Genomic DNA, 15,036 nt, shown 5'->3' with positions numbered 1-15,036 from the left:
CCACCGAGACGGCCGCGGAGACCGAGCGGGTGCGGGTCGAGACGCAGTCCGCCGCCGAGCGGCTGATGGCGGAGGCGACCGGCGAGGCGGAGCGGCTCACCACCGAGACGGCCGCGGAGACCGAGCGGGTGCGGGTCGAGACGCAGTCCGCCGCCGAGCGGCTGATGGCGGAGGCGACCGGCGAGGCGGAGCGGCTGCGCGCCGAGGCGTCGGAGACGGTCGGTTCGGCGCAGCAGCACGCCGAGCGGCTGCGCGCGGAGGCCGGGCGGCTGCGCGCCGAGGCGGCCCAGGAGGCGGAGCGGGTCACCACGGCCGCCCGCGAGGAGGCCGAGCGCACGCTGGACGAGGCGCGCCGGGACGCCAACAAGCGGCGTTCGGAGGCGGCCGAGCAGGTCGACACGCTGATCACGGAGACCGCGGCCGAGGCCGACAAGCTGCTCGCCGAGGCGCAGCAGCAGGCACTGAAGACGACCGCGGACGCCGAGTCGCAGGCCGACACGATGGTGGGCGCGGCGCGTAAGGAGGCGGACCGGATCGTCTCCGAGGCGACCATCGAGGGCAACTCGCGGGTGGAGCAGTCCCGTACGGACGCCGATGAGCTGCTGGTCGGGGCGCGCCGGGACGCGACGGCGATAAGAGAGCGCGCGGAGGAGCTGCGCGAGCGCATCACGTCCGAGATCGAGGAGCTGCACGAGCGGGCCCGCCGGGAGGCGGCGGAGACGATGAAGTCGACCGGCGACCGCTGTGACGCGCTGATCAGGGCCTCCGAGGAGCAGTTGGAGAAGGCCAAGGCGAAGGCCAAGGACCTGGTGTCGGAGGCGAGCTCCGAGGCGAGCAAGGTGCGCATCGCGGCGGTGCGTAAGGCCGAGGGTCTGCTGAAGGAGGCCGAGCAGAAGAAGGCCTCGCTGATCAAGGAGGCCGAGGAGCTCAGGGCCGAGGCGATCCGGGAGGCCCGGGCGACGGTCGAGGAGGGCAAGCGGGAGCTGGAGGTGCTGGTGCGCCGGCGCGAGGACATCAACGCCGAGATCTCCCGGGTCCAGGACGTGCTGGAGGCGCTGGAGTCCTTCGAGGCTCCGTCCGCGGGCAAGGACGCGGGTGTCAGGGCGGGCGCCACGGTGGGAGCGCCCCGTTCGGGTGGCAAGCCGTCGGACGGTTAGTCAGGCGGAGGCGTTCCGGGGTGTTCTGGGGGCTTTGTCCCCAGATGTTCAGCGAGCTTTACCCAGGACTTGGCAAGCGATCCGGGGGTCAGCCACCCAAAAGGGGTGTCATTCTCCAGATCAAACACGCATCCGCTCGATGACACACCGTTCCGACCCCTAGGATTCCACCTATCACCTCACCGGTCTCATTTGACAGGAATCCCATGAGCGACACTTCCCCCTACGGCTTCGAGCTTGTGCGGCGTGGGTACGACCGCGCTCAGGTGGACGAACGTATCTCCAAGCTCGTCTCCGACCGTGACAGCGCTCTCTCCCGCATCACCGCGCTGGAAAAGCGCATCGAGGAACTCCACCTCGAGACGCAGAACGCCCAGACCCAGGTAAGCGACGCCGAGCCGTCGTACGCCGGTCTCGGCGCGCGGGTCGAGAAGATCCTGCGCCTGGCCGAGGAAGAGGCCAAGGACCTGCGCGAGGAGGCCCGTCGCGCGGCCGAGCAGCACCGCGAGCTCGCCGAGTCGGCCGCCCAGCAGGTGCGCAACGACGCCGAGTCGTTCGCGGCCGAGCGCAAGTCCAAGGCCGAGGACGACGGCGTCCGGATCGTCGAGAAGGCCCAGAGCGAGGCCGCCCAGCTGCGTTCCGACGCCCAGAAGGACGCGCAGTCCAAGCGCGAGGAGGCCGACGCGCTCTTCGAGGAGACCCGCGCCAAGGCCGCGCAGGCCGCCGCCGACTTCGAGACCAACCTGGCCAAGCGCCGCGAGCAGTCCGAGCGCGACCTGGCCTCGCGTCAGGCCAAGGCCGAGAAGCGCCTCGCGGAGATCGAGCACCGCGCCGAGCAGCTGCGCCTGGAGGCGGAGAAGCTGCGCACGGACGCCGAGCGCCGCGCCCGCCAGACGGTGGAGACCGCTCAGCGCCAGGCCGAGGACATCGTGGCCGACGCCAACGCCAAGGCCGACCGCATCCGTTCGGAATCCGAGCGCGAGCTGGCCGCCCTCACCAACCGCCGCGACTCGATCAACGCGCAGCTGACGAACGTCCGCGAGATGCTCGCCACGCTGACCGGTGCCGCGGTGGCCGCGGCCGGCACCCCGGCCGACGACGAGCCGATCTCCCGCGGCGTCCCGGCGCAGCAGTCCCGGTAACCCTCCGGCGTCCCTGCGCTGAACACCTGACGAGCCCTCTGTCACTCCGGTGGCAGAGGGCTTTGTCCCGTTTTAGCGTGGCCGCATGATCGAGCTAGAGGGACTGACCAAGCGGTACGGCGAGAAGGTGGCGGTCAACAACCTCACCTTCACGGTCCGGCCGGGCATCGTCACGGGCTTCCTCGGCCCGAACGGCGCCGGGAAGTCCACCACCATGCGCATGATGCTCGGGCTCGACCGGCCGACGGCCGGGGACGTGCGCATCGACGGCAGGCACTACGACCGGCTGAAGGACCCCCTCAAGTACATCGGCGCCCTCCTCGACGCCAAGGCCGTGCACGGCGGCCGCACCGCCTTCAACCATCTGCTGTGCCTGGCGCAGAGCAACGGCATCCACCGCGACCGGGTGCACGAGGTGCTGGACACGGTGGGCCTGACCGCGGTCGCCCGCAAGAAGGCCAAGGGGTTCTCGCTCGGCATGGGGCAGCGGCTCGGCATCGCGGCCGCGCTGCTCGGCGATCCGCGCATCCTGATGTTCGACGAGCCGGTCAACGGGCTCGACCCCGAGGGCATCCACTGGATCCGCAACCTGATGAAATCCCTGGCGGCCCAGGGCCGGACGGTGTTCGTCTCCTCGCACCTGATGAGCGAGATGGCGCTGACCGCCGACCACCTCGTCGTCATCGGACAGGGCCGGCTGCTCGCGGACACCTCCATGGCCGATTTCATCGCCCGCAACTCACGGACCTACGTCCGGGTGCGCTCCCCGCAGCGCGAGCGGCTGCTCGACGTGCTGCACCGGGCCGGGATCACGGTGGTGGAGACCGGCAGCGGGGTGCTGGAGGTCGACGGCGGCAAGCCCGAGCGGATCGGTGAGCTGGCCGCGCACAACCAGGTCGTGCTGCACGAGCTGAGCCCCCAGCAGGCCTCCCTGGAGGAGGCGTTCATGCGGCTGACGGCCGAGTCCGTCGAGTATCACGCGCACACCGACAGGCCTCCCGCGCAGCAGCCGCCGCCACAGCAGCAACGGCCGCGGTGGGGCGAGGACTGGAAGAAGGGCTGAGCATGGCGACCACACAGGTCATCCGGTCCGAGTGGACCAAGATCCGCTCGGTGGCGTCCACGGTGTGGACGCTCTCCCTCTCCGTGGTGGTCACCATCGCGCTCGGCATGCTGATCTCGGCACTGTCGAAGAACGAGTTCGACAACCTCGACGCCCGCGACAAGCTCTCCTTCGACCCGACCTTCATCAGCTTCGCCGGGATGAGCCTCGGCCAGCTCGCGATGATCGTGTTCGGGGTGCTGGTGGTGTCCAACGAGTACAGCACCGGCATGATCCGGGTCTCGCTGTCCGCCGTACCGCAGCGGGCGACCTTTCTGTTCAGCAAGGTCGCCGTGGCCGCCGCGCTGGCCCTGGCGGTCGGGATGGCGACCAGCTTCGCCACGTTCTTCCTCGGCCAGTCGGTGCTGGGCTCGCTGAAGGCGTCGATCGGCGACGAGGGTGTGCTGCGGGCGGTCATCGGCGGCGGCCTCTACATGGCGCTCATCGCGATGTTCTCCATGGGTGTGGCCGCGATGCTGCGCTCCCCCATGCTCTCGCTCGGCATCCTGATGCCGTTCTTCTTCCTGATCTCCAACATCCTCGGCAACGTCGGCGCCACCGAGAAGATCGGCCGCTATCTCCCCGACCAGGCCGGCAGCCGGATCATGCAGGTGGTGCGCCCGGTCGACGACGACACCCCGTACGGCCCCTGGGGCGGGCTCGGGATCATGGCACTGTGGGTGGCCGCGGCCCTGGTCGGCGGATACGCGCTGCTGAAGCGGCGGGACGCGTGAGTCACCTTCGAATGGGCGATCGCTTTTACCTCCTCTTGGAGGGAACCGTCAGCGCCTCGGTATCCTCCTAACCCTTACGGGGGCGTGTGCCCCGCTGTCCTGAACCTCTCGATGGGTGCGGAGCATGATCGAGGCAGTCGGCCTGACCAAGCGCTACGGCGACAAGACCGCTGTGTACAACCTTTCCTTCCAGGTGCGGCCCGGCGCCGTCACCGGCTTCCTCGGGCCGAACGGCTCGGGCAAGTCGACCACGATGAGGATGATCCTCGGGCTGGACAACCCCTCCTCCGGGCAGGTGACGATCGGCGGCTACCCGTACCGCAAGCTGCCGAACGCGCCCCGCCAGGTCGGTGCGCTGCTCGACGCCAAGGCCGTGCACGGCGGCCGCTCGGCCCGCAACCACCTGCTCAGCCTCGCCCAGCTGTCCGGCATCCCGGCCCGCCGCGTCGACGAGGTGCTCGGCGTCGTCGGCCTCCAGGACGTCGCCCGCAGGCGCTCCAAGGGCTTCTCGCTCGGCATGGGCCAGCGCCTCGGCATCGCCGCCGCGCTGCTCGGCGACCCCCAGGTGCTGCTCTTCGACGAGCCGGTCAACGGCCTCGACCCCGAGGGCATCCTGTGGGTGCGCAACCTGATGAAGGCGCTCGCGGCGGAGGGCCGTACGGTCTTCGTCTCCTCGCACCTGATGAGCGAGATGGCGCTGACCGCCGACCACCTCATCGTGATCGGCCGCGGCCAGCTGCTCGCCGACATGAGCGTCCAGAACTTCATCGCGGCGAACTCCGCGGGCTTCGCGCGCGTGCGCACCCCGGACACCGAGCCGCAGTTGCGCGAGAAGCTGAGCTCCGCGCTGACCGAGGCGGGCGCCCATGTGCTGCCCGAGCAGGACGGCGCCCTGCGGGTGACCGGGCTGCCCCTGCCCCGCATCAGCGACATCGCGTACGACGCCGACGTACGGCTGTGGGAGCTGTCGCCGCACCAGGCCTCGCTGGAGGAGGCGTACATGCGGATGACCCAGGGGGCGGTGGACTACCGCTCCACCATCGACCAGAAGGCCGGCCTCCAGCAGCCCCTGCCGCCCGGCGCCCAGCCGCCCATGCCGGTGCCCGGGCAGGGCCAGCCCGGCTGGTACGCCCCGCCGCCGCCCCAGCAGGGCGGACAGCCCTTCGCCGCGCCGCAGGGCCAGAACCCGTACCTCCAGGCGGCACCGGGCGCGGCTCAGCCCGGCTTCGGCCAGCCGGTGCCGGGTGCGCCGGCCGCCGCGCCGCAGCCGCCCGCCGCCCCGCAAGGTGCCCCCGGGCCCCAGGCTCCGGCCGGCGCCCCGCAGGCCGCCCCTCAGGCCCCGGCGCCGCAGCCGCCCGCGTCCGCCCCCTCCGCAGCCGCCCCGAACAAGCCCGAGGACCTCCGATGAGCACGCCCCAGCACCCGATGCCGCAGGCCGCGCCCGAGTGGCAGGCGCCGGCCGGTCCGCCGCACGCCGCCTACAGCTCGCCCATCCCCGTGGTGCGCACGCATCTGGGGCACGCCATCGCCTCGGAGTGGACGAAGATCAAGTCGATCCGCTCCACGATGTGGACGCTGGGCGTCTTCGTCCTGCTGGTCGTCGGCATCGGTCTGCTGACCGGCCTGCTGGTGGCGGCCAACTCCTCCGACGCCGACCTCGGCGACGAGAACCCGCTCGGCCTCGGCTTCTTCGGGCTGCTGCTCGGCAACATGTGCCTGATCACGCTGGGCGTGCTGACCACGGCCTCCGAGTACGGCACCGGCATGATCCGCACGACCATGACCGCCTGCCCCACCCGGGGCCGGGTGCTCGCGGCGAAGTCGCTCGTGTTCTTCGCGCTGGCGTTCGTGGTGACGCTGGTGTCCTCGGGCCTCGTCGCCCTCGTCCAGGTCGGCCTGCTCGACGAGGCGCGGGAGCCCACCGGGGCGGAGTGGTTCAAGGGGACCGTGGGCGTCTCCCTCTACCTCGCCCTGCTCGGCCTGCTGGCGCTGCTGATCGGCTCGGTCATCCGGCACTCGGCGGGCGCCATCACGATCATGATCGCGGCCGTGCTCGCGCCGCTGGTGATCGCGCTGTTCATGTTCTCGTCGTCGCTGGAGGACGTGCGCCAGGCGCTGTTCGAGTACTCGATCCCGAACCAGCTGAGCGTCTTCTACTCCAACTCCCTCACGGAGACCGGCCCGTCGGGCTGGGACCCGCTGTGGATCATGCTGGTCGCGGTCGGCGCGGCCTTCGCCGGCGCCTACGTCCTGCTGGAACGACGGGACGTGTAGAACCGCTCCGACCCGCCCGTCGGCACTAGTGCCCCGGCACGCAGCGTTTGCCCGTCAAGGAGCGGCGTCCGGCGGGTGCTCTCGGTGTGCCGGGTGCAGGCCCTCGTACTGGGTGTACTTGGGTCTGTGCCCGGTGCGGCGAGAGGGCGTGCCGGGCGTCGCGACGGGGCGAACGTTGCCTGTCGGGGCACTAGAATCTGGGCGCGTTCCGGGACCGCTGCACCGGTGCGGTGCGGCGGTCCCGCGCGTTCCAGCACGCCTTGTGCCAGTGCCGGCGGTCGTCCACGCCCGCGTGCGCGGGCCAGGCCACCAGGTGCGGGACGCCGGAGGGGATCATCTGGTCGCAGCCGGGGCAGCGGTAGGTCTTGCCCTGCACACTCGCGCCCGCCACGTGCCGTACCGTCCAGTCCTCGCCCCGCCAGTCCTCCGAGGACTCCCAGCCGCCGTAGCGGCCCGGCCGGTCGTCCTCGGCGCTGCGGCCGGACGGGGATTCGCCACCCTTGGGTCGGTTGCGACGCGGGGACACAGAACACCTCACGGGGCTATACAGGAAGCACGGTCCGTGTCCAGCGTACGCGGCGCGCAGGAGGGCACCCGGCGGTCCGTGGGGCTCGCCCGTCCCCACCGGGACGGCCCATTCCGCAGACAATCCGCAAATTCATCCGTCAGGCCGTGTCCTCGGCACGTGTCGGACGGTTATGCCGGGTGGGGGAGCTCCGTGTCGGAGCCAAGGAAGCAGGAAGTTGCGATGCGCGTAGGAAGTTTCGTGCTGGCGGCCCAGTTCCCGGGGCAGGGCCAGGGGGAGGCGCTGCACCGGGCGGTGCGCTCGGCGGAGGTCGCCGAGGAGGCCGGGCTGGACGCGGTCTGGCTGGCGGAGCACCACTTCGTGCCGTACGGCATCTGCCCGTCCGCGGTCACCCTGGCCGCGCTGCTGCTGGGCCGCACCCGCCGGATCCGGGTGGGCACCGCGGTCTCCGTACTGCCCACCACCCACCCCGTGACGCTCGGCGAGCAGGCCGCGCTGCTGCATCTGACGAGCGGCGGCCGCTTCTCGCTGGGCGTCGGCCGGGGCGGACCGTGGGTGGACCTGGAGGTGTTCGGCACGGGCCTGGACGCGTACGAGAAGAGGTTCCCGGAATCACTCGATCTGCTGGTGCGCTGGCTGCGCGAGGCGCGCGTGTCGGCCGCCGGGGAGCACTTCGTGTTCCGTGAAGTCCCCGTCGTGCCACGGCCGTCGGAGTCCCTGACGGACGCCGCCGGTCCGGAGATGCTGGTCGCCTGCACCTCCCCGGCGACCGTCCGGCTGGCCGCCGAGCGGGGGCTGCCGATGCTGCTGGGCATGCATGTCGGCGACGAGGAGAAGGCCGAGATGCTCGCCCTGTGGCGGCGGCACGCCCGCGCGGCCGGGCGCCCCGCCGAGGAGATCCGGGACGCGGCCCATGTGTCGGCCGGTGTCTGCCAGATCGCCGACCGGCGCACGGACGCGGCCGAGGCCCTGCTGAAGGCGATGCCGGGCTGGCTCAGGCAGGGGCTCGACGCGCATGTCACCGTGGACGGCCGCGAGCGCCGGATGCGCGATCCCCTGGCGTACACCGAACTGCTCTGCGGGCTGCACCCGGTGGGCACCCCCCGGCTGTGCGCGGACCGGCTCGCCGCGACGGCCGAGCGGACCGGAGTCTCCCGCTTCGCCCTGCTCGTCGAGGGCTCCGGCGACCTCGCGGCCACGGAGGAGAACGTACGGCGGCTCGGCGCGGAAGTCCTGCCACAGCTGCGCTGAAGCGCCGTGTCCCGCGGGCTGCTTGCCGCCCCGGCCGAACTGCACCTCCCCCCGTACGGAGCGGCAAGCGTGTCGTTCAAGGCCTCAGCAGTCCCGCAGCTCCGGGGACTGGTTCAGCAACTGACTGCGGACCGAGGTGAAGCGGGCCAGCGTCTGGTCGACGGAGTCGTCCGTCGGGAACACCGCCACCCGGTGGCAGTTCTGGAAGGCCAGTCGCACCCCGAAGTGCCGTTGCAGCGCACCGCGTATGGCGTCACTCGCCAGCGCACGCAGCAGCTGACCGCGTGCCTGCTCGTCCGGCGGAGGCGTCTGGTTGTCGGCGAACTGTCCGCCGTCCACCTTCAGCTGGGCCACCAGGGAGCTGATCATCTCCCATGCGTAGGGCAGGGAGGTCCGGACGCAGTCGACGAAGGCTGCTTCGTCGACCTCGCCTCGCTCGGCCTGTTCGAGTAGGGCCGGTGAGACGTCGAGCGACATGGGTTCTCCTCTCGCACCCCCGCGACGCAGGGGTTGCCGGACAGAAACGGGAGTTCGCGATTTCCGACACGCTGCGTACACACATCGCAACCTCCCGTTTAATACGGTAGGCAACGGACGGTGACGGCACCAGGAGAATGCGCACATAGGGAACTCCGGGCCCGCGCACAATCAGCCACTACCGAACAGGACCCTTCTGGATCAAAAGGGACGCCACCCTGAGCGACGGCTGAGGGCGGTGGTGGGCGACGGACGGGCGAATCGCGTCCACCCCTGGCCGTCGAGTAGCGTTGCGGACCATGCGTCTCGTCATTGCCCGGTGTTCCGTCGACTACGCCGGCCGGCTCACCGCTCACCTGCCCTCGGCACCCCGTCTGATCCTGGTCAAGGCGGACGGGAGCGTCTCGATCCACGCCGACGACCGGGCCTACAAACCCTTGAACTGGATGTCGCCGCCCTGCACTCTGAAGGAGGGCGCGGGGGACGAAGAGGGCGTATGGACCGTCGTCAACAAGGCGGGCGAGAAACTGATCATCACGATGGAGGAAGTCCTCCACGACTCCTCGCACGAACTGGGCGTGGACCCGGGGCTGATCAAGGACGGCGTGGAAGCACACCTCCAGGAACTGCTCGCCGACCGCATCGAGACGCTGGGCGACGGCTACACGCTCATCCGGCGCGAGTACATGACGGCCATCGGCCCGGTCGACATCCTGTGCCGCGACGCCGAGGGACAGACCGTCGCGGTCGAGATCAAGCGCCGCGGCGAGATCGACGGCGTCGAGCAACTCACCCGCTACCTGGAGCTGTTGAACCGCGACCCGCACCTCGCGCCGGTCCGCGGCATCTTCGCCGCCCAGGAGATCAAGCCCCAGGCCCGCGTCCTCGCCACCGACCGCGGCATCGGCTGCCAGGTCCTGGACTACAACGCCATGCGCGGCATCGAGGACGACAAGCTGCGGCTGTTCTGAGCCGGGCGCCTTCGTCCGTACGGCACTCGGGGCCGGGTTCCCCCAGGGGAGCCCGGCCCCGACGCGTGCCGCCGTGGGCCGGACGGCGCCGGCTGCCGCCGGGGGTCAGATGACGTCGGCGGGGGCGCTCGCGGTGCCCTCCCGGGCGGAATCCGAGGCGCTCGCCGAGGCCGTCGCCGCGCCGCTCGCCGAGTCGGTCGTGCTCGGCGTTCCCGAGGGCGTGCCGCTCGGGGTCCCCGACGGGGTGCCGCTCTGAGTCGAGGACGGTGTCGCCGACTGGGACGGCGGCTTCGACGGGGACGTGGAGGGACGGCTCGTCGGCCTGTGGGTCGGCGACTTCGAGGGCGAGCTCGACGGCCGGGAGGTCGGGCCGCCGGTTGCGCTCGGGGTGGGCGCGGGATAGTTCTGCACGGGGACCGTGGCCGGGTCGTCCGGGGTGCCCCCGGTGCCGTCGGGGCCGGGGTCGGTCGGGCGGCTGGTGGCCGTGCCGGTGTCGCCGCCGGTCTCGGGAGCCTCGTCGGAGCCCAGGCTGTCGTCGCCCTCGTCCTGACTGACCGTGGGATTGACCCCCACCCGGCCCGAGGGGTCGTCGGCGTCGTGGTCGGACGTCGCGCCCAGGGTCACGACCGTGCCCAGGACCGCGACGAGCAGCGCGCCCGCGCCCGCCGCGACCAGGTTGCGCCGGGCCAGCCCGCGCAGCCCGCCGCGCACCGCGCGAAACGGCGCGGTTCCCGCGGGGTGCCGGTCCGTCACCAGCCCGGAGGAGTCGTCCTCGGAGCGCCGCAGCGCCGGGAACGGCGTGAGCGCCGACGGGACACCGGGCGCGCCCGCCGCCTCCTCGTGGCGGGTCTCGGGCAGTGCCGCGCCGACGGCGAGCGGCAGCCCCGGCCGCGGGGTCGTACCGGAGCGGTCGTCCACCAGGGCGAGTGCCCTGCGGCCGGCGACCGTGCCGCGCTTGTCGGCGAGGGCGCCGCGCAGCCCGGTGGACGCCTCCAGTTCGGCGCGGGCGCGGTCGAACTGTCCGCCGCACAGGGCGAGGACGCCGAGCTCGTGGTGGAAGTAGGCCTGTTCGCCGACGGCACCGGCCAGCCGGGCGGCCTCGGCGCCGGAGCGCAGCGCCCGCTCCCAGGCGCTCCAGTCGAGGCCCGCGGCGAACGCGGGCGCGGCCGCGCGGGCCAGCTGTACGGCCGGGCTCTCCTCGTCCTCGGGCGGCACGGTGGTCAGCGGAACCAGCGCGCTCAGCGCACTGAGCACGGCGTCCGCCTCGGCGCACACGCGCTCCGGGGTGACCGAGGGGTGGCCCGTCCACCAGGCGTAGTGCTGGGCCACGGTCAGGGCACGGGTGTCGGCCTCGTCGCCGTATCCGGCGGCCTCCAGCTGGGTCAGCACACCGGCGGCGAGCCGGTAGCGGGCGCCGACCGGGCTGACCAGAGCGCAGCCGAGGAGTTCGCCGAGGGCGGCGTCGGCGTGCGTGTCGCCCACCAGCGCGGGCAGATGCGCCTGGTGCGGGACCTCGCCGCCGAGGGCGACGGCGAAGCGCAGGGTGGCGCGGGCGGAGGAGCTGAGCCGGGAGGCGAGGAGTGCGGCGGGCGCGGCTCCCTCGGCGAGCGAGGGCAGGGGCACCTCGTCGGCGGGCGGCTCGTCGCCGGGGGCCGGGAGGTCCTCGACCGGGACGTCCGGCTCGAAGACGCCGTACTCGTCGAGGGCGTCGGCGCCCGCGCGCAGCCGGTCGCGCTGCCGCAGCAGGGCCCCGGCCTGGACGAACCGCAGGGGCAGGCCCTCGGACTCGAACCACAGGTCGCCGGCCCAGTTCGCCTCGTCCTCGGAGAGTGTGCGGCCGACGGCGGACTCCAGCAGCTTCAGTCCGCCCGCGCGGTCGAGGCCGTCGAGGAGGAGCTCTTCGAAGTCGGCCTCGGCGGAGGGCGCGGGCACGTCGGGGGTGGCGGCGACCAGGAAGGCGCACTCGGGGGTGGCGTCCAGCAGCGCGTCGAGGGCGGCGCCGCCGAACTCGATGTCGTCCAGGACGACGACGGCGCCGATCTCGCCGACGCGGTCGAGGAGTTCGTCGCGTCCCAGTCGCTGGTCGGGGGCGCGGTGGACGGCGTGGAAGAGGTCGTGCAGCAGGTCGTCGACGGTGCGGTGGAAGCCGCTGAGGCGGACCACGCCGTCGGGGGCGAGGTCGGCGCAGTCGCGGGCGACGAGGTCGAGGAGGCGGGTGCGGCCGGATCCGCCGGGACCGGTCAGGCGTATGGAGCGGCCGCGGGCGAGGAGCCGTACGAGGCGCTCGTGCTCGTCCTTGCGGCCCAGCAGCGGCACTTCGGGGCGGAGCGGGCCGGGCGGGACCGGCGGCGCGGCGGCGCGGGCGGTCTCGGCGCGTTCGGCGGGGGTGAGCTTCTCCGGGCGGGCGGGGCGCCGGGCGGGCGGGCAGAGCTCGATCTCGCTGCCGTCGACGGGGTTGACGGTGAGCAGGTACTCGCCGGAGACGAGCTCGGACATGCGGGCCTGGGCGGGCGCGTGCTGGCCGAGTTCGGGCGTGATGGCGTCCCGGGGCGGGCGCTGGCGCGGCGGGTGTCCCGTGCCGCCCTCGAAGGCGTTCGGGCGGGAGGCACGTCCGTTGTCGTGGCCGTGGTCCTCGGGTCCCCGGGTGGACGGGTCCATAGGTTCAAGCCCCCCCAAAAGCGTGGTGTGGCGGTAGCCCCTCCCGGCCTTGCTGCACGCTGCGCTGTCGCTTCTGGTCCGGTACCCGCCGATGGGTTTCTGACGGCGGGCAGTCGAACCGTAAACCTTCGATCCGGTTCTACGACAGCCCGGGGTGGGGGCCCGTCCGAGACGTCACGGTCTCGTGATGATTGGGCGCGTCGGGTGATTCGCCGTCCGGCCCTGTCCGCCAGGCGTCGCCGGGCAGGCGGGAATTCGCCGGACAGGCCCTGAGGCGTCCGGTCCTGGTCACCGCCCGTACCGGGGCTCATACCCGGGGCAGCGACTCCACCCCGAGACCGCCCTCGATGGCCAGAATCCGGTGCAGCCGGGTGGCCACGAGCAGGCGCTGCATCTGCGGCGGCACACCGCGCAGCACCAGGCGGCGGCCGCAGCGGCCGGCCCGCCGGTGGGCTCCCATGATCACGCCGAGCCCGGTGGCGTCCCAGGAGTCCAGCTCCGACAGGTCGAGAACCAGGTCGCCGGCTCCGTCGTCGACGGCCGAGTGCAGGACCGTACGGGCGTCCGCGGCACTGCGAACGTCGAGGCGGCCCCCGACGACCACCTCGGTGTGGTCGCCCCTGATGTACATAAGAACTCCCGTGCGTGCGTCTCGTGCTCCGCGATGCGATGAGTGTGATGCCGCGCTGTACGAGCTACGGTTGCAACCTCTGACGGTGTTGAGGTGTCAGAGGTTGCCGTCCGTAAGCGAACCGATACCGAATTCACCCCTGGGTGTGACACCTGTGGGGCGTGTGCGGTTTTCAGTGCTTGTAGAAGCCCTGCCCGCTCTTGCGGCCGATGTCACCGGCGTCCACCATCCGGCGCATCAGCTCCGGCGGGGCGAACTTCTCGTCCTGGGTCTCGGTGTAGATGTTGCCGGTGGCGTGCAGCAGGATGTCGACGCCGGTGAGGTCCGCGGTGGCCAGCGGGCCCATGGCGTGCCCGAAGCCCAGCCGGCAGGCCAGGTCGATGTCCTCGGCGGTGGCCACGCCCGACTCGTAGAGCTTGGTGGCCTCCACGACGAGGGCGGAGATCAGCCGGGTGGTCACGAAGCCGGCCACGTCGCGGTTGACGACGATGCAGGTCTTGCCGACGGACTCGGCGAACTCCCGCGCGGTGGCGAGCGCCTCGTCGCTGGTCTTGTAGCCGCGCACCAGCTCGACGAGCTGCATCATCGGCACCGGCGAGAAGAAGTGCACGCCGACGACCCGCTCGGGGCGCTCGGTGACGGCCGCGATCTTGGTGATCGGGATGGCGGAGGTGTTGGAGGCGAGCACGGCCTCCGGGCGCACGATCTTGTCGAGCGCACGGAAGATCTCGTGCTTGACCTCAAGCTTCTCGAAGACGGCCTCGACCACGACATCGGCGTCCGCCGCCGCGTCGAGGTCGGTCGTCACGGTGATCCGCCCGAGCGCCGCCTCGGCGTCGGCGGCGTCCAGCTTGCCCTTGCTCACGAACTTGTCGTACGACGCCTTGATGCCGTCCGTGCCGCGCTTGAGCGCCTCGTCGGTGACATCGCGCAGGACGACGTCCCAACCCGCCTGCGCGGAGACCTGAGCGATGCCGGAACCCATGAGACCGGCCCCGATGACGGCAAGCTTCCGTGCCACTCCGACTCCCCTTACACGCTGTTTACGTATGGCTCTGCGGCGGACGATAGCGCTCGTGAGGGTCCGGGAAACCGGTAAGTAATGCGTGTCACGGTCTCAGGGCGTGAGACAACCGTCACGTCTCAGCTGACGGACCGGGCGATCCTCCCCCGACCTGGGCCGCAGGCATTCCGGCCGCACCGGCCGAAGCTCTACTTCCTTGCGGGGGCAGGCTGGTTGGCGCCCCGCGACCCGCATGCCGACGAGGCCGAAATGTTCTTCGCGTGCCCCCCTTTGCCGAGAATGGCCCGATCGGGACCGGCCATGGGAGCCCCGGCGCCGCTCACGGACCCGGCGCCGGACGGCCGTGATCTTCGTCCGGCGATACGCGCGGCGCGTTCCAGCCGGATGGTCCCCACAGCGCGGCAGGCGGTCCCGTCCTCCCGGCTCTCCCCCGACGACTCGGGCCGTCGTCAGCACCCGGGCTCGACGAAGGAAGAGGAGTACTACGCCGCCGGGGCTCGTCCGGGCAGCGATTACATTGGCGCCATGGTCAATCTGACGCGCATCTACACCAGGACCGGCGACCAGGGCACCACCGCCCTCGGGGACATGAGCCGGGTCGCCAAGACCGATCTGCGGATCTCCGCGTACGCCGATGCCAACGAGGCCAACGCGGTCATCGGGGCGGCGATCGCGCTGGGCGGGCTGGAGGAGGAGGTCGTCGCGGTCCTCACCCGGGTGCAGAACGACCTGTTCGACGTGGGTGCGGATCTGTCGACGCCCGTGGTGGAGAACCCGGAGTACCCGCCGCTGAGGGTCGAGCAGTTCTACGTCGACAAGCTGGAGGCCGACTGCGACCGTTTCAACGAGCGGCTGGAGAAGCTGAGGTCCTTCATCCTGCCGGGCGGCACCCCGGGCGCGGCGCTGCTGCACCAGGCCTGCACGGTCGTACGCCGGGCCGAGCGGTCGACGTGGGCGGCGCTGGAGGTGCACGGCGAGGTCATGAACCCGCTCACGGCGACGTACCTCAACCGCCTGTCGGACCTGCTGTTCATCCTCGCGCGGACGGCGAACAAGGAGACCGGGGACGTGCTGTGGGTGCCCGGCGGC

General features: G+C 71.9%; 13 protein-coding genes and 1 pseudogene. 9 read left to right on the top strand and 5 right to left on the bottom strand.

Annotated elements, in window-relative coordinates; genetic code table 11:
* The 6 genes and pseudogenes from ABZZ79_RS05190 to ABZZ79_RS05165 all read left to right on the top strand — a co-directional run.
* Window positions 1–520, top strand: a pseudogene (locus ABZZ79_RS05190) (hypothetical protein); the annotation flags it as partial.
* Window positions 521–1,363: 843 nt separating this feature from the next.
* Window positions 1,364–2,299, top strand: a complete 936-nt coding sequence (locus ABZZ79_RS05185; RefSeq protein WP_356686610.1) for a cellulose-binding protein — start codon at window positions 1,364–1,366, stop codon at window positions 2,297–2,299.
* An 85-nt stretch (window positions 2,300–2,384) separates the two neighbouring features.
* The gene (locus ABZZ79_RS05180) at window positions 2,385–3,362 is read left to right on the top strand and encodes an ABC transporter ATP-binding protein (RefSeq protein WP_356686608.1); all 978 of its coding nucleotides are present in this window, start codon (window positions 2,385–2,387) and stop codon (window positions 3,360–3,362) included.
* A 2-nt stretch (window positions 3,363–3,364) separates the two neighbouring features.
* The gene (locus ABZZ79_RS05175) at window positions 3,365–4,135 is read left to right on the top strand and encodes an ABC transporter permease subunit (RefSeq protein WP_356686606.1); all 771 of its coding nucleotides are present in this window, start codon (window positions 3,365–3,367) and stop codon (window positions 4,133–4,135) included.
* A 124-nt stretch (window positions 4,136–4,259) separates the two neighbouring features.
* The gene (locus ABZZ79_RS05170; protein ID WP_356686604.1) at window positions 4,260–5,543 is read left to right on the top strand and encodes an ABC transporter ATP-binding protein; all 1,284 of its coding nucleotides are present in this window, start codon (window positions 4,260–4,262) and stop codon (window positions 5,541–5,543) included.
* Window positions 5,540–6,409, top strand: coding sequence for an ABC transporter permease (locus ABZZ79_RS05165; RefSeq protein ID WP_356686602.1), 870 nt, complete (start codon window positions 5,540–5,542; stop codon window positions 6,407–6,409). The genes ABZZ79_RS05170 and ABZZ79_RS05165 overlap by 4 nt, the downstream gene beginning before the upstream one ends.
* Before the next feature lie 190 nt (window positions 6,410–6,599).
* On the opposite strand, the gene ABZZ79_RS05160 is transcribed toward ABZZ79_RS05165, so the two are convergent.
* Window positions 6,600–6,935, bottom strand: coding sequence for an ATP/GTP-binding protein (locus ABZZ79_RS05160; RefSeq protein ID WP_356686600.1), 336 nt, complete (start codon window positions 6,933–6,935; stop codon window positions 6,600–6,602).
* Between the two features lie 222 nt (window positions 6,936–7,157).
* On the opposite strand from ABZZ79_RS05160, the gene ABZZ79_RS05155 reads away from it, so the two are divergent.
* Window positions 7,158–8,186 (top strand): LLM class flavin-dependent oxidoreductase, encoded by a 1,029-nt coding sequence (locus ABZZ79_RS05155; protein ID WP_356686598.1) that lies wholly within the window; start codon window positions 7,158–7,160, stop codon window positions 8,184–8,186.
* An 84-nt stretch (window positions 8,187–8,270) separates the two neighbouring features.
* On the opposite strand, the gene ABZZ79_RS05150 is transcribed toward ABZZ79_RS05155, so the two are convergent.
* Entirely contained in the window at window positions 8,271–8,663 is a 393-nt protein-coding gene (locus ABZZ79_RS05150) for an SCO5389 family protein (RefSeq protein WP_356686596.1), read from the bottom strand.
* A gap of 299 nt (window positions 8,664–8,962) precedes the next feature.
* On the opposite strand from ABZZ79_RS05150, the gene nucS reads away from it, so the two are divergent.
* A complete protein-coding gene (nucS, locus tag ABZZ79_RS05145; RefSeq protein WP_356686594.1) occupies window positions 8,963–9,634 on the top strand; it encodes an endonuclease NucS in 672 nt (223 codons plus the stop codon).
* A gap of 105 nt (window positions 9,635–9,739) precedes the next feature.
* Here the strand turns inward: nucS and ABZZ79_RS05140 are convergent, their stop codons facing one another.
* From ABZZ79_RS05140 to ABZZ79_RS05130, 3 genes are all read right to left on the bottom strand, one after another.
* Window positions 9,740–12,292: an ATP-binding protein gene (locus tag ABZZ79_RS05140; RefSeq protein WP_356686592.1), complete on the bottom strand. Its 2,553-nt coding sequence runs from the start codon at window positions 12,290–12,292 to the stop codon at window positions 9,740–9,742.
* Between the two features lie 307 nt (window positions 12,293–12,599).
* Window positions 12,600–12,923 (bottom strand): STAS domain-containing protein, encoded by a 324-nt coding sequence (locus tag ABZZ79_RS05135; RefSeq protein WP_356686590.1) that lies wholly within the window; start codon window positions 12,921–12,923, stop codon window positions 12,600–12,602.
* A gap of 172 nt (window positions 12,924–13,095) precedes the next feature.
* Window positions 13,096–13,944, bottom strand: a complete 849-nt coding sequence (locus ABZZ79_RS05130; RefSeq protein WP_356686588.1) for a 3-hydroxyacyl-CoA dehydrogenase family protein — start codon at window positions 13,942–13,944, stop codon at window positions 13,096–13,098.
* 528 nt (window positions 13,945–14,472) lie between these two features.
* On the opposite strand from ABZZ79_RS05130, the gene ABZZ79_RS05125 reads away from it, so the two are divergent.
* A partial coding sequence (locus tag ABZZ79_RS05125) for a cob(I)yrinic acid a,c-diamide adenosyltransferase (protein WP_356686587.1) occupies window positions 14,473–15,036 on the top strand: 564 nt, incomplete at its 3' end.

The sequence above is a fragment of the Streptomyces sp. NPDC006458 genome (genome assembly GCF_040612135.1).
Taxonomy (GTDB): domain Bacteria; phylum Actinomycetota; class Actinomycetes; order Streptomycetales; family Streptomycetaceae; genus Streptomyces.
Note: the sequence above shows the minus strand (reverse complement) of the source record. Positions and strands in the feature narration are given on the sequence as shown.

Coding starts and splice junctions, on each gene's coding strand:
- ABZZ79_RS05185 (WP_356686610.1), top strand. CDS start 1,364: ATGAGCGACACTTCCCCCTACGGCTTCGAGCTTGTGCGGCGTGGGTAC.
- ABZZ79_RS05180 (WP_356686608.1), top strand. CDS start 2,385: ATGATCGAGCTAGAGGGACTGACCAAGCGGTACGGCGAGAAGGTGGCG.
- ABZZ79_RS05175 (WP_356686606.1), top strand. CDS start 3,365: ATGGCGACCACACAGGTCATCCGGTCCGAGTGGACCAAGATCCGCTCG.
- ABZZ79_RS05170 (WP_356686604.1), top strand. CDS start 4,260: ATGATCGAGGCAGTCGGCCTGACCAAGCGCTACGGCGACAAGACCGCT.
- ABZZ79_RS05165 (WP_356686602.1), top strand. CDS start 5,540: ATGAGCACGCCCCAGCACCCGATGCCGCAGGCCGCGCCCGAGTGGCAG.
- ABZZ79_RS05155 (WP_356686598.1), top strand. CDS start 7,158: ATGCGCGTAGGAAGTTTCGTGCTGGCGGCCCAGTTCCCGGGGCAGGGC.
- ABZZ79_RS05150 (WP_356686596.1), bottom strand. CDS start 8,663: ATGTCGCTCGACGTCTCACCGGCCCTACTCGAACAGGCCGAGCGAGGC.
- nucS (WP_356686594.1), top strand. CDS start 8,963: ATGCGTCTCGTCATTGCCCGGTGTTCCGTCGACTACGCCGGCCGGCTC.
- ABZZ79_RS05140 (WP_356686592.1), bottom strand. CDS start 12,292: ATGGACCCGTCCACCCGGGGACCCGAGGACCACGGCCACGACAACGGA.
- ABZZ79_RS05135 (WP_356686590.1), bottom strand. CDS start 12,923: ATGTACATCAGGGGCGACCACACCGAGGTGGTCGTCGGGGGCCGCCTC.